Source organism: Pseudarthrobacter sp. efr-133-R2A-89 (assembly GCF_030209315.1).
In the GTDB taxonomy this organism is placed as follows: Bacteria; Actinomycetota; Actinomycetes; order Actinomycetales; family Micrococcaceae; genus Arthrobacter.
In genome coordinates, this window is record NZ_JARVSE010000001.1 from 289,851 (window position 1) to 311,607 (window position 21,757).

Genomic DNA, 21,757 nt, shown 5'->3' on the forward strand with positions numbered 1-21,757 from the left:
CCCGGCAGCGCAACCCCAGAAAGGGCTCTGAAACAGGGCCAGGCCCAGGCTGAATCCCATGGCGGCACCAACGAGGATGCAGATCCACAACGGTTTGTTCACTATCTCTCCGGATGCAGGGAGTGACGTCGATCCCTGCTGACATTACTGCATGCCTTCATGCCTGCTCCGAACGAGCTGGAACTCCCTTCCTGAGCCTCCCTGGCAGCCCGGCCCCCTGGTTTCGCCAACCAGGCCACGGGCCGGGTACTCCCCCGGACGGCTAGACTGAAAGCCATGGATTCCCTCAAGACGAAGCCTGCACCATCAGTTGTGGCGCGAACCGTCATCCTGGCCGCTGCGGCTGACCTCATCCTCATCCTGGCGTTTGCGGCCATTGGACGTGATGCGCACCACCGGGAAGAACCGGTCCTGGGTGTCTGGCTCACGGCGTGGCCGTTCCTCGCCGGCGCAGCGGCCGGCTGGATGGCCGCACGGGCCTGGCGGAGTCCACTGTCAGCAGTCCGGGCAGGGGTTCCTGTGTGGCTTGGCAGCCTGATTGGTGGCATGGTCCTGCGGGCGCTGACCGCACAGACCGTGGTCCTGCCCTTCATTATCGTGGCCACGTTGGCCCTGGCCGTCTTCCTGGTCGGCTACCGGCTGTTGCTTTCCGGCGTGGCACGGCTGCGCCGGAGGTAAAGGCCAGCCCAAGGCGGGAAATCCGGGGCTTCCAACGCATCAAGAAGATGCCCGCCTGTGTAATAGGCTGGCAGCAGGAAAACAGCTGCCGGGTTCCGCCGCGGCGGAACTGATTAAAGGGGTTCAAACGTGGTCACCGCATTTGTTCTGATCAAGACTGACGCCGCACGCATTCCGGAGACGGCGGAGGAAATATCGGCCATTGAAGGCATCAGTGAGGTGTACTCCGTCACCGGGGAATGGGACCTGATCGCCGTCGCGAGGGTGCCCCGGCACGAGGACCTGGCAGATGTCATCGCTGACAAGCTCTCCAAGGTGCCGGCAGTGGTCCACACCACCACGCACATCGCCTTCCGCGCCTACTCACAGCACGACCTGGACGCCGCGTTCTCGCTTGGCTTCGAACAGTAAGCGGGCCTAGGCGCGGGACAGCGAAACCCAGCGGTCCAGCACCGCAGCGGCTGCGCCGGAATCAATTGAGTCCGCCGCCCGTACGAAAGCCGCCTGCATGCGGGCCAGGAACGGACCACTTGCGTCGAGATCGAAGGCAACGAGCCCGGCGGCCGCATTGACCAGGACCGCGTCCCGGGCCGGACCTTGTTTGCCGGAGAGCACATCCCGGACGACACCGGCATTTGCGATGGCGTCTCCCCCGCGCAACTGCTCCACGGTGGCCAGGCTGATGCCCAGGTCTTCCGGGGAGAAACGAAGTTCGCTGACGGCACCGTCGCGGATTTCCCACACGGTCGACGGACCGGTCGTCGTCAGTTCATCGAGGCCGTCGTTTCCCCGGAACACCAATCCCCTGCTCCCCCGCCGCGCCAGGACGCCGGCCACGAGGGGCGCCATCCGTGCGTTGGCAACGCCGACGGCCGACGCCTGGACGTTCGCGGGGTTTGTCAGCGGCCCCAGGAAGTTGAAGGCGGTGGGAATCGCCAGCTCTCGCCGGGGAACGGCGGTGTGCCGGAACGATGGGTGGAAGACCTGGGCAAAGCAGAACGTGATGCCGGCTTCCTCCGCGTTGCGTGCCACCCGGTCGATAGGCAGGTCAAGGCGGACGCCCAGCGCCTCGAGCACGTCGGCCGATCCGGACGACGACGACGCTGCCCGGTTGCCGTGCTTAACCACCTTGGCGCCGGCACCCGCCGCTACCAGGGCGGCCATCGTCGAGATGTTGACAGTGTTAAGTTGGTCACCACCGGTGCCGACTATATCGAGCTTCTCCCCGGAAATTGCCACCGGATTGGCGTGGGCCAGCATGGCTTCCACCAGGCCGGAAAGCTCGTCCACCGTCTCCCCCTTGGCGCTCAGTGCCACGAGGAAACCGGCGATCTGGGTTGGCGTCGCTTCGCCGGACATGATCGTGTCCATGGCCCACGACGTGTTGTCGGCCGTAAGATCGGCGCCCTTGATCAGCGCCGAGATGAGCCGGGGCCAGGTGTTGCCGGACGCTGCAGATGCCTGTGAAGTCACCTGCTGATGCTATCGAGCGATGGTGCGCGCTGACCAATATGAACGTCGGCCGGAACTTTTCGGGGCGAATTCGCGTCTTTGTAGAAAAAGTCCTTGGAAAAGGCGGTTTGCGTTGGGCAGCACGGACTTTTGCAGACATAATGTCTATGTGACATCTGCGACCCATGCCCCCAGTACCCCGGCGCACCCCACGCTGAACCGCCCCAATATGGTTTCTGTCGGAACCGTAGTGTGGCTGTCCAGCGAGTTGATGTTCTTCGCCGGTCTCTTTGCCATGTACTTCACGCTGCGCTCAACGAGCGGTCAGATGTGGGCGGAAGAGACAGCCAAGCTCAACTTCCCCTTTGCGCTCGTAAACACGATCGTCCTCGTGGCCAGTTCCTTCACTTGCCAGATGGGCGTGTTCGCCGCCGAGCGGCTGCAACCCCGCCGCGCCGGCGGAGCCCTGCAGTTCGCCCGCTGGGGAATGAACGAATGGTTCACCCTGACGTTCCTGATGGGCGCGTTCTTCGTTGCCGGCCAGACCACCGAGTACGCAATGCTGGTTTCCGAGCACGTCTCGCTCTCCTCCAACGCCTACGGCTCAGCCTTCTACATGACCACCGGCTTCCACGGCCTGCACGTCATCGGCGGCCTGATTGCCTTCCTGCTCATCATGGGCCGGTCCTTCGCCGCGAAGAAGTTCGGACATTTCGAAGCAACGTCCGCAATCGTCACCTCTTACTACTGGCACTTCGTTGACGTCGTGTGGATCGGCCTCTTCCTGGTCATCTACGTACTCAAGTAGCCAGCTTTGATTCTTTTTCTACAAGAGGCAGAATTTCAGGTAGCGGCTCCCGGAGCCGGCGCAGGATCGAATAAAGGAACCACCACGTGAAGGCACTCTCACAAAAGCGGCGTCACCCACTTGCAGCAATAGCGCTGCTCCTGATGGGGCTTCTCATCACTGGTGGGCTCTACGCCGTGGCCACCAGCATGAACGAGGCCAAGGCGAGCACCACCACGGCAAGCGCCAGCGACGTCGAAGAGGGCGGAAAGCTCTTCGCGGCGAACTGCGCCACCTGCCACGGCATGGGTGCCAGCGGTTCCAAAGATGGTCCCTCGCTGGTGGGCGTAGGCGCCGCAGCTGTTGACTTCCAGGTTGGCACCGGACGCATGCCGATGCAGATGAACGGACCCCAGGCGATGAAGAAGCCTGTCCAGTTCAACGAGCAGCAGACCTCACAGCTTGCAGCCTACGTAGCTTCCCTGGGAGCCGGCCCGGCAATTCCTGCAGACGACCTGACAAACGGTGGCGGCGACGCTGCTGCCGGTGGAGAGCTGTTCCGCACCAACTGCGCCATGTGCCACAACGCCGCCGCCGCCGGCGGTGCGCTGACCCGCGGCAAGTTCGCACCTGCTCTCGCCGACGTAACCGGCAAGCATATCTACGAAGCCATGGTCACGGGCCCGCAGAACATGCCGGTGTTCAACGACGCCAACATCACCCCCGAAGGCAAGAAGGACATCATCACCTTCCTGAAGCAGATCGAGTCCACCGGATCCCCGGGCGGAGCCGACCTCGGATCCCTCGGCCCGGTAGCCGAAGGCCTGTTCGTGTGGGTTGCCGGTCTCGGCGTCATCATCGCCTTCACCATCTGGCTGACCTCCAGGACTTCCTGACGTCCCGCAGGACACACAAAACTTCTGCTGCCCTGTCAGCAGCTTGAAATTAGAAACTAACCCGGCAACTGCCGGGACGAGAGAAGGATGAGGCGAATTATGGGCAACCATAGTGACGGCAGTCCGAACCACTCGGGCACCGTAGCTACGGCTGGTCAGAATGAGGTGGAGAAATTCCAGGATCCTGGGATTCCCCCGCATCGTTTGCGCCTGGCTGACACGGACCCGAGAGCCGCAAAGCGGGCAGAACGGCAGGTCGCCTTACTGTTTGGCATTTCTGTTGTTGGCACCCTGATCTTCTTGGTGGCGTACTTCGCCATCGATCTGGGTGATGACTCCAGCATTGCCACCATCCGGCTCCAGAACGCCCTGTTGGGCATCGGCACTGCCTTTGCCATGCTGGGTATCGGAACCGGCATCGTGCACTGGGCCAAGGCCCTGATGCCCGACCACGAAGTCTCCGAAGAGCGTCACGCGATCCGTTACGAAGAAGACCGCCAGGCCGCGGTCCGCATCGTCGACGACATCGTTGAAGAGACCGGCATCAAGCGCCGCCCGCTGATCCGCAACACCCTCTTGGGTGCGGTGGCCCTGGCTCCGCTTCCTGCAATCGCCATTTTCGGCGACCTCGGCCCCCGCCCTGACGACAAGCTCGCACATACCATGTGGGCTCCCCAGGACGGCAAGCGCAAGCGCCTGACCCGCGACCCTGACGGAACCCCCATCAAGGCTTCGGATGTCACGATCGGCTCGGCGTTCCACGTCATCCCTGAGGGACTCAATGAACTCAGCGAAGGCAAGCTCAACGAGAAGGCCAAGTCGGTTGTCCTCCTGATGCGCCTCGACCCGGCGTCCCTGAACCCCTCCAAGGGCCGCGAAGAGTGGGGCTACAACGGCATCGTTGCCTACTCAAAGATCTGCACCCACGTTGGCTGCCCCGTTGCTCTCTACGAGCAGCAGACGCACCACCTGCTGTGCCCGTGCCACCAGTCCACCTTCGACCTCACGCAAGAGTGCAAGGTGATCTTCGGCCCCGCCAGCCGTCCTCTCCCCCAGCTGCCGATCGCAGTTGATGACGAGGGCTACCTCGTCGCTACCAGCGACTTCCATGAACCCGTAGGACCAAGTTACTGGGAGCGTGATTCGCATGAGCGCAGCATCAACAGCTGAGCCGGCTTTCGTCGCCAAAACCAAGACAGGCCGGATCACCGACTTCGTCGACTCGCGTGTCGGCGGTTCCGGGATCCTCCGCGAGTTCGGCCGCAAGGTCTTCCCCGATCACTGGTCATTCATGTTCGGCGAAGTGGCGCTGTACTCGTTCGTCATCCTGCTGCTGTCCGGAACCTTCCTGACGTTCTTCTTCGACCCGTCTATGGCGGAGACCCACTACGACGGTTCCTACGTCCCCCTCAAGGGCGTGGAAATGTCGGTGGCGTACAGTTCGTCACTGAACATCTCGTTCGACGTCCGCGGTGGCCTTTTCATGCGCCAGGTCCACCACTGGGCAGCACTGCTGTTCGTGGCATCCGTGGCCGTGCACATGCTCCGCGTCTTCTTCACCGGCGCGTTCCGCCGCCCGCGTGAGATGAACTGGGTTGTGGGCTGCGTCCTGCTGATCCTGGCCATGGCCGCCGGCTTCACCGGCTACTCGCTTCCCGACGACCTGCTCTCCGGCAACGGCCTGCGCATCATCGACGGCGTGATCAAGTCGATTCCGGTCATCGGCACGTACATCTCGTTCTTCCTCTTCGGTGGGGAATTCCCGGGCACGGCCATCATCAGCCGCCTATACATGCTGCACATCCTGCTGGTGCCGGCACTCATCCTGCTGATGATCGTCATGCACCTCTTCATGGTTGTGGTCCACAAGCACACCCAGTACCCCGGCCCCGGCCGCAACGACAACAATGTCGTCGGCTACCCCCTGGGACCGGTGTACGCCGCGAAGGCCGGTGGATTCTTCTTCATCGTCTTCGGCGTGATCGCCCTGATGGCTGCGTTCTTCACCATCAACCCCATCTGGAACTACGGACCTTACGATCCTTCCCCAGTATCCGCAGGCACCCAGCCTGACTGGTACATCGGGTTCGTTGACGGCGCCCTCCGGCTCATGCCCGGAACCCTTGGCAACTGGCACGTCGAGCAGATCTTCTTTGGCCACGTGTTCACGTTCAACGTCCTCCTGCCTGCACTGGTACCGGCCGGCATCCTCTTCACCGTGATGTTCACCTACCCGTGGATCGAGCGCTGGGTCACCAAGGACGACCGTGAGCACCACGTCCTGGACCGTCCGAGGAACGCTCCGACCCGCACCGCCATCGGCATGGCCGGTTTCGTTTGGTACTGCGTTATGTGGGCGGCCGCAGGTTCCGACCTCATCGCAACCCACTTCGGTGTCTCCCTGAACGACGTCACCTACTGGTTGCGTGCACTGTTCTTCGTCGGCCCGATCATCGCGTTCGTTGTGACCAAGCGCGTTGCGCTTGCCCTGCAGCGCAAGGACCGTGAAATTGCCCTTCACGGCCGCGAGACCGGCCGGATCGTTCGGCTTCCGCACGGTGAGTTCATCGAGGTGCACGCGCCCCTTGATGAATACAAGCGCTACAAGCTGGTTGGCTTCGAATCACCCCAGGTCCAGGCGGCTGTTCCCAACGAGCACGGCGTGGTCACCCGCAAGGAAAAGCGGCGGGCACTGCTCTCCCGCTGGTTCTTCGAGGACCGCGTTGCTCCGGCAACTCCCGCAGAGCTGGAAGCAGCACACGGCCACGGCCACGAGGCTGTGGAAGCTGCAGAGGGCACGAAGAGCCTGACGCACTAGGAATCTATAGTTCTGACGAAGGGCCCGATCCATACCGGATCGGGCCCTTCGTTTGCGTTCCGGGCTTAGTACCCTGAACGGTGCCGGGAGCTGGCGGCAGTCCCAGTACTGTTTCAGTGGGTGCGCGTCCTGCGGGCACCAGGCCGTTGCAGCGGAACCCACAGCTTGTACCGGTCCGCGCGGTAGTACGAGACGGAATAGTCGACCATGGCGCGGGCCACGAACGCGTGCCTCTGGATTTTCAGCAGAGGAGCCCCCACTTCGACGTTCAGCAACCGCGCCGTGGAGGGGGATGCCGCCGTGGCTTCGATCATGTCCTCGCCCCACTCCATCACCAGGCCAAACTGTTCGCTGAGGACGTTGTACAACGACGTGGGAGGTTCGTGGTCAAGCAGGCCCGGGACGCGGTGGGCAGGGATGAAGTTCTCGTCCACACTCATCGGCTCCCCGTCCGCCAGCAGGAGCCTGCGGAAGCGGACCACCGGTGTTCCCTCCTCGAGCTGGAGTTCGCGGGCCAGGAAGGCGCTGGCTCCTATCTGCTCGAAACTGAGGACCTTTGCCGCCGGAACCATGCCGCGGCGCTGCATCTCTTCGCTATAGGACGTCAGCTTGACCTGCAGGTCGAGTTTCGGCCGCCGGACGAAGGTTCCCAGCCCGACAACACGTTCAATGACCTCCTCCCCCACCAAGGCATCGATGGCTTGCCGGACGGTCATCCGGGCGAGTCCAAATCGTTCGGCAAGGTCACGCTCAGACGGAAGCGCTGAACCCGGAAGACAGGATTCGGCAATATAGGCCCTCAGGATCTCGCGGAGCTGCACATAGATCGCGGTGCCGCTGGTGCGGTCTATCTCGCCGGTGATGGCGGTGGCGCCAGCTGCCATGATCCCTCTTCCTGCCGATGGTTGTCCTCCCTCATTTTAGGACGGTCTAGACCAGTGGGTGACCGCTGTCCTTTTTAGTGCCGCGGGATGCCCGCCCGCTATATTTAGTCTGGAAAATTGACCGCCGACGGATGGGGCCGTCGTGACGAAGGAGTCCCCTTTGCCAACATTGAAGGCCGTCGTGACAGCACCTGAGGGCCTGCACGCACGCTCTGCCGCCGTGTTCGTCCGCGCCGTTACTGACACGGGATTTCCCCTGACCATTCGGAAGGCCGGTGGCGGGCTTGTAGACGCACGTTCCCTGCTCCAGGTGATGACAGAAGACTTCCGGCAGGGTTGCGAAGTGGAACTGGTGGTCAGCGACGACGCCTTGGACGGCGCTCAGGACTACGGGCGGGCGCAGGAAGCACTCACGGGCCTCGGCAGGCTCCTGGAGTCCCAGGGGGCCATCCAGGGCGTCTAGGGAACGCAAAAACGTCGGGCCCCACCTTTCGGTGGGGCCCGACGTCGTTATTGCTGCAGCTGCCTAGTGCGCGTGGTCACCACGGCTGTATTCGTAGACCCAGCCCACGAGTGCCACGACTGCGATGCCGCCGGCGATGAAGACGATCCAGAAACCGACTGCCATGCCGAGGAAACCGGTGGCGCAGGCGATCCCGAGGACCAGGGGCCACCAGCTCCAGGGGCTGAAGTGTCCCTGTTCGCCGGCTCCCTCGTGGATCTCGGCATCGCTGCGGTCCTCAGGCCGCAGCCCGACCCGCTTGCCGGTGAATCCGAGGTAGGCGCCGATCATGCCTGCCAGGCCGCCGACGAGGAGAATGCCCAGGATGCCGACCCATTCGCTCCAGTTGGTCAGGAAGCCGTAGACCAGGGCGACGGGGACGAAGAAGAAGACTCCAGAGCCAAAGATCCAGGATTCAATTTTCACTGTGCGGTGTCCTTCTGGTCAGCGTTGCCGAGCACTGCGGCTGCGGGGGCAGGCGAATCGACGGTGTGTACCTGCCGGAGTTCCGGGTGGTGCAGGTCCAGTGCAGGACGCTCTGAACGGATCCGGGGCAGGGACGTGAAGTTGTGGCGCGGCGGCGGGCAGGACGTGGCCCATTCCAGCGACGCTCCGAAGCCCCAAGGGTCGTCCACCTGGACCTTTTCGGCATTCCGCCACGTGATGTAGACGTTCCAGAAGAAGGGAATCAGGGAAGCGCCGAGCACGAAGGACGCCACCGTGGAGAACTGGTTCATCCAGGTGAAGTTGTCCTCCGGCAGGTAGTCGGCATAACGACGGGGCATGCCCATGACGCCGAGCCAGTGCTGGATCAGGAAGGTGCCGTGGAAGCCCAGGAACAGCAACCAGAAGTGGATCTTGCCCAGGCGTTCGTTGAGCATCTTGCCGGTCCACTTGGGCCACCAGAAGTAGAACCCGGCGAACATGGCGAACACGACCGTGCCGAACACCACGTAGTGGAAGTGCGCAACCACGAAGTAGGAGTCCGATACGTGGAAGTCCAGCGGCGGGGAAGCCAGGATGATGCCGGTCAGGCCACCGAAGAGGAACGTGATGAGGAAGCCGATGCTCCACAGCATGGGCGTCTCAAAGGTCAGCGACCCGCGCCACATGGTACCGATCCAGTTGAAGAACTTCACGCCGGTGGGCACCGCGATGAGCATGGTCATGAACGAGAAGAACGGGAGCAGGACTGCGCCGGTGACGTACATGTGGTGGGCCCAGACGGTCACCGACAGCGCAGCAATGGCGATGGTGGCGTAAACCAGGCCCTTGTATCCAAAGATCGGCTTGCGGCTGAAGACGGGGAAGATCTCAGAGACGATACCGAAGAACGGCAGCGCAATGATGTACACCTCGGGGTGTCCGAAGAACCAGAACAGGTGCTGCCAGAGGACCGCACCGCCGTTCGCGGGATCGAAGATGTGCGCACCGAACTTCCGGTCCGCGCCGAGGGCGAAGAGGGCTGCGGCCAGCGGCGGGAAGGCCATGAGGACCAGGATCGCCGTGATCAGGGTGTTCCAGGTGAAGATGGGCATCCGCCACATGGTCATGCCCGGGGCACGCATGCAGATGATGGTGGTGATGAAGTTGACCGCGCCGAGGATGGTGCCGAAGCCGGACAGCGCCAGGCCGAAGACCCACAGGTCACCGCCGATGCCAGGGGTAAACGTGGTGTCCGAGAGCGGCGCGTAGGCGAACCAGCCGAAGGAGGCAGCACCCTGGGGGGTGATGAAGCCCGACACCGCGATGGTGGAGCCGAAGAGGAAGAACCAGAACGCGAGGGCGTTCAAGCGCGGGAACGCGACGTCGGGGGCACCGATCTGCAGCGGCATGATCACGTTGGCGAACCCGGCAAAGAGCGGGGTGGCGAACATTAGGAGCATGACGGTGCCGTGCATGGTGAACAGCTGGTTGTACTGTTCCTTGGTCTGCAGGATCTGCATGCCGGGTTCGAAGAGCTCGGCGCGGATCAGCAGGGCCATCACGCCGCCGAGGCAGAAGAACACAAACGATGCGATCAGGTACATGTACCCGATGGTTTTGTGGTCTGTGGAGGTGATCCAGTTGACGACGATGCGTCCCTTGGATTTGGGTACCACGGGTGCCGACAGGGCTCCCGCGGGTGCGGATTGGGTGTACGTAGCCACGTCGCTCCCCTTACTTGGTTTCGTTCAGGTTCGGGTTGCGGTCGTACTCAGCACCAAGCAGGCCGGTGTTGCCTTCAGCCTTGAGCTGGTCCATGTGTGCCTGGAATTCGGTTTCCGACACCACCTTGACGCGGAACAGCATTTCGGAGTGGTACTCGCCGCAGAGTTCGGCACACTTGCCGTCGTAGGTGCCCTCTTTAGTGGGCGTGAACCGGATGTAGTTGGTCTTGCCGGGGATCATGTCGCGCTTCTGCAGGAAGGCGGGAACCCAGAAGGAGTGGATGACATCGCGGGAATTGAGTTCGAGGTCAACGGACTTGTTGACCGGCAGGTACAGCGTGGGGAGCTGTTCCATGTCGATGTTGTTGCCGGTCAGGTGCGCCTGGACACCGGCCTCGTGGAGGTCTTCCTGGATGACGTCGCCGGACTTGTAGTTGAAGTCCCACGCCCACTGCTTGCCGCGGACGTCAACGACGACGTCGGCAGGCTGCGAACGGTCATCGATCGCCTGCTGGTCACGGTCGGTGAAGTAGAAGAACACCAGGACCATGAAGATCGGGATGGTGAGGTAGAAGACCTCGAGGGGAAGGTTGAAGCTGGTCTGCCGCGGGAAGCCCACGGTTCCCTTGCGGCGGCGGTACGCCACCAGGCACCAGATGATCAGGCCCCAGGTAATGGTGCCCACCACGAGCGCAGCAATCCATGAGTTGACCCAGAGGTCCATGATGCGGTCGGTGTTGCTGGTGGTGCCACGTTCAGTGGGCATCCACCCTTTCTCTACCTCTGGCGAACATCCGGTCAAAACCAACGCGCCGGCAATAGCCAAGCTTGAGATCGTTGTGATCGTTTTGCGTCGGCTGCCGGTTCGGTTCTGCGAACTCACAGACGGCCCTTCCTACTTGTTGCTGTTGTCCGGGCTGCCATGGGCGCTCCGGGCACACTAAAAGTTTTACTACTCGGTGTAGAGCTTACCGCTCTGCCGGGCGTTTCGCCCACATGTCAGCGCCGAGCCTCCGTGCCGTTTTGGACGGCGGGAAGCTCGGCGCGGACATCGGGCGAAATAACCGGGTTAGTGGAACGAATCACCGCAGGCACAGGAGCCTCCGGCGTTCGGGTTGTCGATGGTGAAGCCCTGCTTCGAGATGGTGTCCTCGAAGTCGATGCTGGCTCCGCTGAGGTACGGAACGCTCATCTTGTCCACGACGACCTCGACGCCGTCGAAGTCGCGGACGGCGTCGCCGTCGAGGAGCCGCTCGTCGAAGTAGAGCTGGTAGATCAGCCCCGAGCAGCCGCCGGGCTGCACAGCCACGCGGAGCCGCAGGTCCGTGCGGCCTTCCTGCTCGAGGAGGCTGCGTACCTTGCCTGCAGCGACGTCGGTCAGGTCAACCTCGTGAACGGGCAGTTCTTCACTGGCCGCAGCGGTGGTCGCGGTGCTGTTTTCGTTGGTTGCGGTGCTCATTGGCCTACCTTCTTAGGACGGTCTGGCGGCGCCGCCTAACGGCGCCTGCCCCTACGGATACGGTATGGGCTATAGCTACATGCTACGCGCGGCAGTCCTGTAGCTCTAACTCCTGACGTAACCGTCAAAACCTGCCGGTTGTTCCCTGGGAGCGCCGCCTAGGCCAGGCCTTCGCTGTTGAGCCGGGCCAGCATCAAGGCCTCAGCCAGGACGGCGTTGCGGAAGTCCTCGATATGCAGGGATTCATTGGCGCTGTGGGCGCGGGAATCAGGGTCCTCCACACCCGTGACCAGGATCTGCACGTCGGGGTAGACCTCCGTCAGGTCGGCGATGAACGGAATGGAACCGCCTATTCCGGTTTCGACGGCGGGAACTCCCCAGGCCTCGCCCAAGGCCCACATGGCCAGCGACGCGGCGGCCGAAGAGGTGTCGGTGCGGAACGGATTCCCGGCCTCCCCCGGCGTGAAGACCACCTTCGCGCCGAAGGGGGCGTTCGCTTCCACGTGGCGGCTTACCGCTTCCATGGCGTCCGACGGCACCTGGCCCGGCGCCAGCCGGAGGCTGAACTTGGCCCGCGCCCGCGGAATCAGGGTGTTCGAGGCAACATCGACGGCGGGCGCGTCGAACCCGATGATCGACAACGCAGGTTTGGTCCACAGCCGTGAGGCGATGCTTCCGGTGCCGGCCAGGCGCACTCCGTCCAGGACCGACGCATCTGCGCGGTAGTCGGCCTCGGGCATCTCGACGGACGCCGAGTCGGTGGCGACCAGCCCCTCGATCGCGACGTTCCCGTCGTCGTCGTGGAGGGTGGCGATCAGGCGGGACAGCAGGGTCGGTGCGTCGAGGACAGGGCCGCCGAACATGCCCGAATGCACGGCATGTTCGAGGACCTGGACTTCGATGACGCCGTCAACCAGTCCGCGGAGGCTGGTGGTCAGGGCAGGTATCCCGACTTTCCAGTTGCTGGAATCCGCAACCACGATGACGTCAGCGCGCAGCAGTTCGCGGTTGGCCTCCAAGAAGGAACGGAACGTTGGCGAACCGGCTTCCTCCTCGCCTTCGATGAAGAAGGTCACGCCGAGTCCGAGGGAGTCGGAAAAGACCTCGGAGACGGCGGCATACGCGGCAATGTGCGCCATGATGCCGGCTTTGTCGTCGGCGGCGCCGCGCCCGTACAGCCGGCCGTCCTTTTCGACGGCGGTGAACGGTGCGGTCTCCCACAGGGCTTCGTCACCAACAGGCTGGACGTCGTGGTGGGCGTAGAGCAGGATGGTCGGCTTCCCTTCCGCCGCAGGGCGCCGAGCGACGACGGCGGGGCCGCCGGGGGCGCCGTCCTCCTTGTTGACGGTCAGGACCTGGACCTCGGGCAATCCTGCTTCACGGACGAGGGCGGCGACAGCGTCCGCGCTGCGTTCAAGCGGGGTACGGTCAAAACTGGGCCAGGCAATGCCTGGAATGGCCACCAGATCCTTGAGCCGGGCGAGGGTCTGGTCAAAAGACCGGTCTACCGCCGAACGGAGATCGTCCGTCCAGCCGGCAGCGCCCTGTCCTGATGTTTCTGAAGTGCTGTGCGGGGTCGCCGCAGGTGATGAAGTCATGGCCAAAACATTACCCCCGTCACATTCGGCCGCAGGCCGCCGGCAGCCGGGCGGACAGGCGGCGGGTGGGTTCCCGCAAGGTATTCTGGTCAGGTGTTCGGACGTAGAAAAGAAGCGCCCTCGGCGCAGGAAACAGTAGACCAGCAGGCAGCGGAAGCGGCGGCCCGGCAGAACAGCGTGGTGGGCAAGGGTGCCCCGACCCCCACCCGGAAGGCCCAGGAAGCTGCCCGCAAGCGTCCGCTGGTGCCGGAGGACCGCAAGGCGTCCAAGGCCGCCGAACGCCAGGCGGTCCAGGACCAGCGCTTGAAGATGCGCCGCGCGCTGGACACCGGAGACGAGAAATTCCTCCCGCTGCGTGACAAGGGCCCGCAAAAGCGCTTTGCCCGCGACTATGTGGACGCGCGCTTCAATCTCGGCGAATACCTGATGTTCGGCGCGCTGCTCTTTGTCCTGGTGTCCTTGGTGGTTCCGGCCTCCAGCGACATGATGGTCTACGTGCTCGGCGCGTTCTGGGTAATGTTCCTGGCAGTCTTCGTTGACGTTTTCATCCTCTCCCGCAAGCTCCGGAAGAGCCTGGCCCAGAAGTTCGGTGACGTGGAACGCGGAACCGTCTGGTACGGCTCCATGCGCTCCCTGCAGTTCCGCAAACTGCGCCTCCCCAAACCGCAGGTCGGCCGCGGACAGTACCCGTCCTGACGCGCGGGACCAGGTAAACGCAGGAACCCCGGGGGGCCGACCACCGGGGTTCCTGCGTTAACGGAAAGGGTCAGCGGCGGCGCTTCGCCAGCTGCCTGTTGATCCTTGCGGCCCAGAACGGTCCTTCGTACAGGAACGCGGTGTATCCCTGCACCAGGGTGGCTCCTGCGTCAAGCCTGTCCTGAACGTCCTGGGCGGACTCCACGCCACCGACCGACACCAAGGCCAGCGCATCATCAGTGGCGTCTTTGAGCCGCTTCAACACCTCCAGTGAGCGCTGCTTCAGGGGGGCCCCGGACAGTCCGCCGGCTCCGCACTTTTCCACGTCGCCGGCGGCCGAGGAGAGCCCCGTCCTGGCGATCGTCGTATTGGTGGCGATGATGCCGTCCAACTTCAGGTCCAGTGCCAGCCGGGCAACGTCGTCGATGTCTTCATCGCTCAGGTCCGGGGCGATCTTCACCAGCAGCGGGACGTGCCGCCCGGCGGCGCGGTCGGCTTCCTGCCCCACGGCAACCAGGAGCGGGCGGAGCGTTTCCACGTCCTGGAGCAGCCGCAACCCCGGAGTATTGGGGGAACTGACGTTCACCACCAGATAGTCGGCGGCGGGGGCCAGGCTGCGGGCGCTGACCAGGTAGTCGTCCACGGCGTCGGCCAGCTCCACCACCTTCGTCTTGCCGATATTCACACCGATGACGGGACGAACGTCCGGGTACCGGCGCTGAAGTGCTGCGCGCGCGGCCTTGAGCCGGGGCGCGACAGCTGCGGCGCCGTCGTTGTTGAATCCCATCCGGTTGATCACGGCCCTGTCCTGGACCAGCCGGAAAAGCCGGGGCTTCTCATTGCCGGGCTGCGCCTGGCCGGTGATGGTTCCCACCTCCACGTGGCCGAAACCAAGCTCGCTGAGGGCTTCGATGCCAAGCCCTTCTTTATCGAACCCCGCAGCAAGGCCGAATGGGGAGGGGAAAGTGACGCCAAAAGCGGTGGTCCGCAGCGACGGCGCGGGAGCCGACAGCTTCTGCAGTACCCGTCCCGCGCCGGTGGCATGCGCGAGCCGGATCCCCTTGAATCCGATTTTGTGGGCGCGCTCGGCGTCCATCCATGAAAAGGCCAGCTTGAAGAAAGTGGGATAAACGCGCATGCCTCCAGTTTCCCGTCTGGTGGCGTCCCACACCAAAACGGAGAAGCGCCCGGGCAGGCGGCCGTACCCGCAACGCAGGATTAGCATGATGGCATGCACTGGCAGCAGGACATCCTGGGTGGGGACTTCGAGTCCTGTTCCTTCGTGGCCACCGGTGCCGACAACGTGGAGCGGACGGCAACCTTGGTCCGGCTCCGGCCGGCCAAGGGTGTGGGCGCTCCGGATGGCCCCCGCCGGTCAGTGCTGTTCCTTCACGGGTGGAGCGACTATTTCTTCAACGCAGACCTGGCCTATTTTTGGGCGCGGGCCGGGTACGACTTCTATGCGCTGGACATGCACAACCACGGGCGCAGCCTGCGGCCGGATTTCCCGGGCGGCTACGTTGGCGACCTGGCCGCCTATGACGCGGAAATACAGCAGGCGTTCCGGCTCATCGCCCTTGCCGGCGGGCCAGGGCCTGTGGCACTGATGGGACACTCCACCGGCGGTCTGGTGGCGGCGCTGTGGACGAGCCGCCACCCCGGGGCCGTGTCGCAACTGATCCTCAACAGCCCTTGGCTGGAGATGCACCGGAGCGCACTGGTGCGCCGCGCCGCGTCAGGCATGGTTGGGCCGGTGGCCCGCTTCCGGCCCCAGGCGGTGCTCCGGCTTCCACCGCGGGGCCACTACTGGCGCACCATCAGCAGTGCGGCCGACGGCGAGTGGCCGCTTGACGAGCGGTACCGCCCGCGCATGGCATTCCCGGTGCGTGCGGGCTGGTTGAGGGCCGTGCTCGCCGGCCACGCCCGGGTGGCACAGGGACTCGGGATCCAGGTGCCCATCCTGGTGCTGCTGTCCGCGGGAAGCGCCAACGGGCTCTTCTGGTCGGAGGACATGCGGCGGACCGATGCGGTCCTGGACGTGGCGATCATCGGCGCGCGTGCCCTGACCCTGGGCACCACAGTGACCGTGGAACGAATTGACGGCGCCCTGCACGACGTCTTCCTGTCCCCTGAGTCGATTCGAACCGATGCCTACGCGCGGCTGGCACGCTGGCTGCGGGCTTACGGCTGAGGCTGCTCCGTTTCCGAACCAGCCTTCGCGGCGGCATCGACAGCCCCGCCGTAGCGGCGGTCCCGGCGCGCATATTCTTCGACGGCAGCCCACAGGGTGCGCCGGTCCACGTCCGGCCAGAGCGTGTCCATGAAGACGAACTCGGCGTAGGCGGACTGCCAGAGCAGGAAATTGGACAGCCTTTGCTCGCCCGAACTGCGCAGGAAGAGATCCACGTCCGGCAGGTCCGGTTCATCAAGGTACTTCTGGATGGTCCGTTCCGTGATGGAACCCGGCTTGAGCCTTCCCGCGGCCACATCCGCGGCAATCGCCGACACTGCGTCTGTGATCTCGGCCCGGCCGCCGTAATTAACACACATGGTCAAATTACAGGTGCTGTTGGCTGCCGTGAACTCCTCGGCTTCCTCCAATTCGCGGATCACGGACCCCCACAGCCGGGGCCGCCGGCCTGCCCAGCGGATCCGCACGCCCCACTCGTCCAACTGGTTCCGCTGCCTGCGCAGCACATCCTTGTTAAATCCCATCAGGAAGCGGACTTCTTCCGGAGACCTGCGCCAGTTTTCCGTAGAGAAGGCGTAGACGCTGACGTACTCGATACCGAGTTCGATGGCACCGGCCATGACGTCAAGAAGGGCCGGCTCCCCCGCCTTGTGCCCTTCGATCCGAGGAAGGCCCCGCTGGTTGGCCCAGCGGCCGTTGCCGTCCATCACGATGGCCACGTGCCGGGGAATGAATTCCGCCGGGATGGTGGGCGCCACCTCGCCTGAAGGATGCGGGTAGGGTGCCGCTACCGGATGGGTCCGCCTGCGGGCTGCATTGTTCTTCTTACCCATGGCCACTGTCAGGTACGCTCCACGTGTTTGAGGGATTTCAGGACTCGTTCCAAATGCCATTGCAGGTACGCCGCCACCAGGCCCGCCGCTTCCTTGCGGTGCTGGGCCAACGATGCGTCCGCCGTCGTCCAGTCCCCGGTCAGCAGGGCAGCGAGCAGGCTGACGGTCTCGGGCGCCGGGGCCGGGGACCCGGGGGGCCGGCACTGGGCACACACCATGCCGCCAAGGGGTGCCGAAAATGCCGAGTGCGGCCCCGGCGCGCCGCAGCGGGAACAATCAGTGAAGCTCGGCGCCCATCCGCCAGTGGACAACGCACGCAGGAGGTAGGAGTCCAGGATCAGGCCGGCAGCATGTTCATCCCGACTCAACGCAGCCAGGGCACCCACGAGCAGGTTGTACTGCGCCGTCCCGGCTTCGCCGTCGACGTCCGTCAGCTTCTCCGCAGTCTCGGTCATGGCGGCGGCCACCGTGTACCGTCCGTAGTCCGCTGCGATGCTGCCGCCGTAGGCACCCTTTGCCACCGCCTGGGTGACAATATCAAGGGTTCGCCCGGAAACCAGTTGCAGGTCAGCGACCATGAACGGTTCAAGCCGGGCACCGAACCGGCTGCTGGTGCGGCGTACGCCTTTGGCGACTGCCCGGACCTGGCCGTGGTGTTTCGTGAGGAGCGTGATAATCCGGTCTGCCTCGCCCAGCTTGTGGGTGCGGAGCACCACGGCGTCGTCCCGGTACGCCCGGGAGGCAAAAGACTGTTGGACCACGCTCTATCTTCCCATCCTGCCCGGCCGTACGTCGCCAGGACGCGGTTGTGCCGCCGGCGGAACCGGCGGCACAACTTCAGAGGTGTCAGGCCTGGGCGTCGCGGATGGCGCGGTTGACGGCCGAAATGACGGCCTTCAGCGATGACATGCTGGTGTTGGCATCGATGCCGACACCCCACAGGACCCGTTCCCCCACTGCGCACTCGACGTACGCGGCAGCCATGGCGTTGCCGCCTTCGGACAAGGCATGTTCGCTGTAGTCCAGCACCCGGACGTCCACGCCGTCGTCGTGCAGGATGCTCAGCAGGGCGGCGATCGGACCGTTGCCGGTGCCGGTGCGCCGGACCTGCGCGCCATCAATGGTGAGCGAGGCGTGGAGCGTCATGCCGCCGTCGTCATCTGTTTCCGTCTTGACGGCACCCAGCGAGTAGCGGCCCCACTGCCCCTCGGCCTGGCCGGAAGGCAGGTACTCGTCCTGGAAGATCTGCCATAGCTGGGCGCCGCTGACCTCCCCGCCGACGGTGTCGGTACGGCGCTGGATAACGCCGGAGAACTCAATCTGGGCACGGCGCGGCAGGTCCAGGCTGTGCTCGTTCTTGAGCAGGTAGGCAACGCCGCCCTTGCCGGACTGGGAATTGACCCGGATCACGGCTTCGTAGCTGCGTCCCAGGTCCTTGGGATCCACCGGCAGGTACGGCACCTGCCAGGTGAAGTCGTCCACAGCCTTGCCAGCCGCAGCGGCATCCCGCTCCAGGGCTTCGAAACCCTTCTTGATGGCGTCCTGGTGGGAGCCGGAGAATGCGGTGAATACCAGGTCCCCGCCATAGGGCGAACGCTCAGGGACGGGCAGCTGGTTGCAGTACTCCACGGTCCGGCGGACGTCGTCAATATTGGAGAAATCGATCATGGGATCGATCCCCTGGACGAACAGGTTCAAGCCCAGCGTTACAAGGTCCACGTTGCCGGTGCGCTCGCCGTTGCCGAAGAGGCAGCCTTCGATGCGGTCGGCGCCGGCCATGTATCCCAGCTCCGCGGCGGCGACACCGGTGCCGCGGTCGTTGTGCGGGTGCAGGGACAGGATGATTCCCTCGCGCGGGTGCAGGTGGCGGCTCATCCACTCGATGGAGTCGGCGTAGACGTTGGGCGTTGCCATTTCCACCGTGGCGGGGAGGTTGATGATGACCTGGCGGTCAGCGGACGCCTCGAAAACATCGGCGACGGCGTTGCAGACGCGGACGGCGTACTCGAGTTCCGTGCCGGTGAAAGACTCCGGCGAGTACTCGTAAGTCACGTGCGTGTCAGCGAGCGTTTCCTCGTACTTCTTGCAGAGCCGCGCACCTTGCAGGGCGATGTCCAGGATTCCGTCCTCGTCCTGGTTGAACACCACACGTCGCTGCAGGACCGACGTGGAGTTGTACAGGTGCACGATGGCCTGCTTGGCGCCCACCAGGGACTCGTAGGTCCGCTCGATCAGGTGCTCGCGGGCCTGGGTCAGGACCTGGATGGTGACATCGTCGGGGATGTGGTTTCCCTCGATGAGCTGGCGGACAAAGTCGAAGTCCGTCTGCGACGCGGACGGGAAACCGACCTCAATTTCTTTGTAGCCCATGCGGACCAGCAGGTCGAACATCTTCATCTTGCGCGCCGGGCTCATGGGATCGATCAGCGCCTGGTTGCCGTCGCGGAGGTCTACCGCGCACCAGCGTGGGGCCTTGGTGATGACCTTGTCCGGCCAGGTGCGGTCCGGCAGTTCGACCGTAATCTGGTCCTGGAACGGGGTGTACCGATGGGCAGGCATTCCGGAGGGCTTTTGTGCGTTACGCATGGGGTTCGTGGCCTTTTCTATCGATCTTCGGTGAAAGGGTGGCCGGGCAACACAAACTCCGCAGCGAGGGTGGGCCGTGCGCTAGATAGCGTCTGTGGCCTCGCCGCGGCAGCTAAGGAGAAGGAGCTCTGCACGCACACTTTGAGGGTAACACGGGTGCGTAAGATGAAAGGGCACTACCGTCCGTAAAGTCCAGCATGCAGACGCCTCCGTGTTCGCCCGGCAGCGGCGTCGCAGCAAAAAGGAGTTTCAGTGCCCATTTCGGGGATCGATCTGTCCACCATTGATCACACAGTCCGGCCGCAGGATGACCTGTACCAACATGTGAACGGCGCCTGGTTGAAAGCCACCGAGATTCCCGACGACCGGCCCCTGGAAGGTACGTTCACTGCCCTCCGCGACGGGTCCGAGATCGCAGTCCGGGACATCATCGAGGAAGCGGCAGCCAAGGGCGCGGATGCCACGGGGATCGAGCGGAAGATCGGCGACCTCTACAACAGCTTCATGGACGAGGCAACAGTTGAGGGCAAGGGCATGGAACCCATCCGGGCCCGTCTGGCCGACGTCTTCTCCACCGCGTCGGTCGAAGAGCTCATGGCGCTGGCCGGCCGGCTCTTCCGCGCCGATGTCGGCGGCCTCTTCTACATCTACCCGGCACCGGACGCGGGAAACCCGGACCGGGTCCTGCTCTACACGGGCCAGGGCGGCCTGGGCCTGCCCGACGAGTCCTACTACCGCGAAGGGAAGTTCGCCCCCATTGTGTCGGCATACACCGGACACGTGGAGAAAATGTTCGAACTGGCCGGCGTGGCTGATCCGAACGGTGCGGCAGACCGTGTGGTCCAGCTGGAAACGAAACTCGCCGCCCACCACTGGGACAACGTCACCCTTCGGGATCCGCAAAAGACCTACAACCTGAAAACGGCAGATGAAGCAGCTGCGCTCTTCCCGCTCCTGGGTACCTGGTTTGAGGCAGCCGGGATTGAGCCGGCCAAGCGGGCCGAAATCGTGGTGAGCACACCTGACTTCTTTTCGGGGGCCACGGCGCTCCTGGACGAAGTGCCGCTGTCCACGTGGCAGGAATGGCTGGCGATGCGCGTCGTCAGCGCCGCCGCACCGTACTTGTCCTCGCCGTTCGTGGACGCCAACTTCGCCTTCTACGGCACCACGCTCAGCGGCACCCCGCGGAACAAGGACCGTTGGAAGCGGGGGGTCGCGGTGGTCGAATCCGGTCTCGGCGAGGCCGTGGGCCAGATCTATGTGGCACGGCATTTCCCCGAAACCCACAAGGCCCGGATGCAGACGCTGGTGGCGAACCTGACCGAGGCCTACCGCCGGAGCATCAACGATGTCGCCTGGATGGGTGAGGACACCAAGGCGGAGGCCCTCCGCAAGCTTTCGGCCTTCCGTGCCAAGATCGGCTTCCCGGATGAGTGGATCGACTACTCAGCCGTGGAGATCAAGCCCGATGACCTGCTGGGCAACGTGGAGCGCGCCCACAACGCCGATGTGGACCGGCACCTGGATGAGGTGGGCAAACCCGTGGACCGCAACAAGTGGCTGATGACGCCGCAAACGGTCAACGCCTACTACCACCCGATGATGAACGAGATTGTCTTCCCGGCAGCCATCCTGCAGCCGCCGTTCTTCACGGCCGACGCCGACGACGCCGTCAACTACGGCGGCATTGGTGCGGTGATCGGGCACGAGATTGGCCACGGTTTCGATGACCAGGGCTCCCAGTTCGACGGCGGCGGGGCGCTCCGCAACTGGTGGACGGACGAGGACCGCCAGGCATTCGAGGCCCTGACGGCCCGGCTCGTGGCACAGTATGACGCCCTGTCCCCCACGGCGGCACCCGGCCACCACGTCAACGGCAGGCTCACGTTGGGCGAGAACATCGGCGACCTGGCAGGGCTCACCATCGCCTACAAGGCTTACCTGATCAGCCTGGACGGAAAGGAACCCGACGTCCTGGACGGCTTCACCGGGCAACAGCGCTTCTTCGCCTCCTGGGCCGCGGGCTGGCGCCAGGTCATCCGCCAGGAGGAAGCCGTCCGTCGCCTGGCCACGGACCCGCATTCCCCCAACGAATTCCGCACCAACGCGATCGCCAGGAACCTTGACGCATTCCACGAGGCCTTCGACGTGACGGAGGCTGATGGCATGTGGATGCCCGCCGCTGAACGCGTCAGCATCTGGTAGCGGCAACGCGAAATTCCGGGCT

General features: G+C 64.1%; 21 protein-coding genes. 10 read left to right on the top strand and 11 right to left on the bottom strand.

The features are described 5' to 3' along the window. Positions 1–276 precede the first annotated feature (276 nt). Together QRM95_RS01340 and QRM95_RS01345 are read left to right on the top strand one after the other, a co-directional pair. Positions 277–678 (top strand): DUF3054 domain-containing protein, encoded by a 402-nt coding sequence (locus QRM95_RS01340; protein WP_285246116.1) that lies wholly within the window; start codon positions 277–279, stop codon positions 676–678. A gap of 129 nt (positions 679–807) precedes the next feature. Beyond that, positions 808–1,089 (top strand): Lrp/AsnC family transcriptional regulator, encoded by a 282-nt coding sequence (locus QRM95_RS01345; protein WP_018761366.1) that lies wholly within the window; start codon positions 808–810, stop codon positions 1,087–1,089. A gap of 6 nt (positions 1,090–1,095) precedes the next feature. On the opposite strand, the gene trpD is transcribed toward QRM95_RS01345, so the two are convergent. Then, positions 1,096–2,151 carry an anthranilate phosphoribosyltransferase gene (trpD, locus tag QRM95_RS01350; RefSeq protein WP_285246117.1) on the bottom strand — a complete coding sequence of 352 codons (1,056 nt, stop codon included), beginning with the start codon at positions 2,149–2,151 and terminating at the stop codon, positions 1,096–1,098. Between the two features lie 148 nt (positions 2,152–2,299). On the opposite strand from trpD, the gene ctaE reads away from it, so the two are divergent. The 4 genes from ctaE (at position 2,300) to qcrB (ending at position 6,631) form a co-directional block, all read left to right on the top strand. Next, a complete protein-coding gene (ctaE, locus tag QRM95_RS01355) occupies positions 2,300–2,938 on the top strand; it encodes an aa3-type cytochrome oxidase subunit III (protein WP_196803315.1) in 639 nt (212 codons plus the stop codon). 86 nt (positions 2,939–3,024) lie between these two features. Next, the gene (gene qcrC, locus QRM95_RS01360; protein WP_285246118.1) at positions 3,025–3,813 is read left to right on the top strand and encodes a cytochrome bc1 complex diheme cytochrome c subunit; all 789 of its coding nucleotides are present in this window, start codon (positions 3,025–3,027) and stop codon (positions 3,811–3,813) included. A gap of 99 nt (positions 3,814–3,912) precedes the next feature. Next, on the top strand, positions 3,913–4,983 hold the full coding sequence (gene qcrA, locus QRM95_RS01365; protein ID WP_285246119.1) for a cytochrome bc1 complex Rieske iron-sulfur subunit: 1,071 nt from the start codon (positions 3,913–3,915) through the stop codon (positions 4,981–4,983). Then, the gene (gene qcrB, locus QRM95_RS01370; RefSeq protein WP_285246120.1) at positions 4,961–6,631 is read left to right on the top strand and encodes a cytochrome bc1 complex cytochrome b subunit; all 1,671 of its coding nucleotides are present in this window, start codon (positions 4,961–4,963) and stop codon (positions 6,629–6,631) included. Before qcrA ends, qcrB begins: the two co-directional genes overlap by 23 nt. A 113-nt stretch (positions 6,632–6,744) precedes the next feature. Here the strand turns inward: qcrB and QRM95_RS01375 are convergent, their stop codons facing one another. Continuing rightward, positions 6,745–7,515 carry a GntR family transcriptional regulator gene (locus QRM95_RS01375; protein WP_285246121.1) on the bottom strand — a complete coding sequence of 257 codons (771 nt, stop codon included), beginning with the start codon at positions 7,513–7,515 and terminating at the stop codon, positions 6,745–6,747. 160 nt (positions 7,516–7,675) lie between these two features. On the opposite strand from QRM95_RS01375, the gene QRM95_RS01380 reads away from it, so the two are divergent. Continuing rightward, entirely contained in the window at positions 7,676–7,978 is a 303-nt protein-coding gene (locus tag QRM95_RS01380) for an HPr family phosphocarrier protein (RefSeq protein WP_285246122.1), read from the top strand. A gap of 63 nt (positions 7,979–8,041) precedes the next feature. Here the strand turns inward: QRM95_RS01380 and QRM95_RS01385 are convergent, their stop codons facing one another. From QRM95_RS01385 to QRM95_RS01405, 5 genes are all read right to left on the bottom strand, one after another. Beyond that, positions 8,042–8,443, bottom strand: coding sequence for a cytochrome c oxidase subunit 4 (locus tag QRM95_RS01385; RefSeq protein WP_018761374.1), 402 nt, complete (start codon positions 8,441–8,443; stop codon positions 8,042–8,044). After that, positions 8,440–10,167: an aa3-type cytochrome oxidase subunit I gene (gene ctaD, locus QRM95_RS01390; RefSeq protein WP_018761375.1), complete on the bottom strand. Its 1,728-nt coding sequence runs from the start codon at positions 10,165–10,167 to the stop codon at positions 8,440–8,442. The genes QRM95_RS01385 and ctaD overlap by 4 nt, the downstream gene beginning before the upstream one ends. Positions 10,168–10,177: 10 nt before the next feature. Next, positions 10,178–11,050: an aa3-type cytochrome oxidase subunit II gene (gene ctaC, locus QRM95_RS01395; RefSeq protein WP_026264471.1), complete on the bottom strand. Its 873-nt coding sequence runs from the start codon at positions 11,048–11,050 to the stop codon at positions 10,178–10,180. Positions 11,051–11,236: 186 nt separating this feature from the next. Further along, complete coding sequence (locus QRM95_RS01400) at positions 11,237–11,626, bottom strand: HesB/IscA family protein (protein WP_133831571.1); 390 nt, start codon at positions 11,624–11,626, stop codon at positions 11,237–11,239. A 158-nt stretch (positions 11,627–11,784) separates the two neighbouring features. Next, positions 11,785–13,224, bottom strand: coding sequence for a dipeptidase (locus QRM95_RS01405; protein WP_285246123.1), 1,440 nt, complete (start codon positions 13,222–13,224; stop codon positions 11,785–11,787). Positions 13,225–13,317: 93 nt separating this feature from the next. Here QRM95_RS01405 and QRM95_RS01410 point away from each other — a divergent pair, with 93 nt between their 5' ends. Further along, positions 13,318–13,920: a DUF3043 domain-containing protein gene (locus QRM95_RS01410; protein ID WP_285246124.1), complete on the top strand. Its 603-nt coding sequence runs from the start codon at positions 13,318–13,320 to the stop codon at positions 13,918–13,920. Positions 13,921–13,990: 70 nt separating this feature from the next. On the opposite strand, the gene QRM95_RS01415 is transcribed toward QRM95_RS01410, so the two are convergent. Beyond that, entirely contained in the window at positions 13,991–15,058 is a 1,068-nt protein-coding gene (locus QRM95_RS01415) for a quinone-dependent dihydroorotate dehydrogenase (protein ID WP_285246125.1), read from the bottom strand. A gap of 93 nt (positions 15,059–15,151) precedes the next feature. On the opposite strand from QRM95_RS01415, the gene QRM95_RS01420 reads away from it, so the two are divergent. After that, on the top strand, positions 15,152–16,111 hold the full coding sequence (locus QRM95_RS01420) for an alpha/beta hydrolase (RefSeq protein WP_285246126.1): 960 nt from the start codon (positions 15,152–15,154) through the stop codon (positions 16,109–16,111). On the opposite strand, the gene QRM95_RS01425 is transcribed toward QRM95_RS01420, so the two are convergent. From QRM95_RS01425 to leuA, 3 genes are all read right to left on the bottom strand, one after another. Next, the gene (locus QRM95_RS01425) at positions 16,102–16,950 is read right to left on the bottom strand and encodes an isoprenyl transferase (protein ID WP_285246127.1); all 849 of its coding nucleotides are present in this window, start codon (positions 16,948–16,950) and stop codon (positions 16,102–16,104) included. The genes QRM95_RS01420 and QRM95_RS01425 overlap by 10 nt on opposite strands. A 2-nt stretch (positions 16,951–16,952) precedes the next feature. Then, positions 16,953–17,705, bottom strand: a complete 753-nt coding sequence (recO, locus tag QRM95_RS01430) for a DNA repair protein RecO (RefSeq protein WP_285246128.1) — start codon at positions 17,703–17,705, stop codon at positions 16,953–16,955. Between the two features lie 85 nt (positions 17,706–17,790). Further along, positions 17,791–19,530 (bottom strand): 2-isopropylmalate synthase, encoded by a 1,740-nt coding sequence (gene leuA, locus QRM95_RS01435; RefSeq protein WP_285246129.1) that lies wholly within the window; start codon positions 19,528–19,530, stop codon positions 17,791–17,793. Positions 19,531–19,782: 252 nt separating this feature from the next. On the opposite strand from leuA, the gene QRM95_RS01440 reads away from it, so the two are divergent. Next, positions 19,783–21,735 carry a M13 family metallopeptidase gene (locus QRM95_RS01440; RefSeq protein ID WP_285246130.1) on the top strand — a complete coding sequence of 651 codons (1,953 nt, stop codon included), beginning with the start codon at positions 19,783–19,785 and terminating at the stop codon, positions 21,733–21,735. Positions 21,736–21,757: the final 22 nt, after the last annotated feature.

Bases quoted from the DNA above. Each gene is read 5' to 3' on its own strand.
- qcrA (WP_285246119.1), top strand. From the start codon at position 3,913: ATGGGCAACCATAGTGACGGCAGTCCGAACCACTCGGGCACCGTAGCT.
- QRM95_RS01405 (WP_285246123.1), bottom strand. From the start codon at position 13,224: ATGACTTCATCACCTGCGGCGACCCCGCACAGCACTTCAGAAACATCA.
- leuA (WP_285246129.1), bottom strand. From the start codon at position 19,530: ATGCGTAACGCACAAAAGCCCTCCGGAATGCCTGCCCATCGGTACACC.
- QRM95_RS01375 (WP_285246121.1), bottom strand. From the start codon at position 7,515: ATGGCAGCTGGCGCCACCGCCATCACCGGCGAGATAGACCGCACCAGC.
- QRM95_RS01420 (WP_285246126.1), top strand. From the start codon at position 15,152: ATGCACTGGCAGCAGGACATCCTGGGTGGGGACTTCGAGTCCTGTTCC.
- QRM95_RS01340 (WP_285246116.1), top strand. From the start codon at position 277: ATGGATTCCCTCAAGACGAAGCCTGCACCATCAGTTGTGGCGCGAACC.
- QRM95_RS01400 (WP_133831571.1), bottom strand. From the start codon at position 11,626: ATGAGCACCGCAACCAACGAAAACAGCACCGCGACCACCGCTGCGGCC.
- qcrB (WP_285246120.1), top strand. From the start codon at position 4,961: ATGAGCGCAGCATCAACAGCTGAGCCGGCTTTCGTCGCCAAAACCAAG.
- QRM95_RS01415 (WP_285246125.1), bottom strand. From the start codon at position 15,058: ATGCGCGTTTATCCCACTTTCTTCAAGCTGGCCTTTTCATGGATGGAC.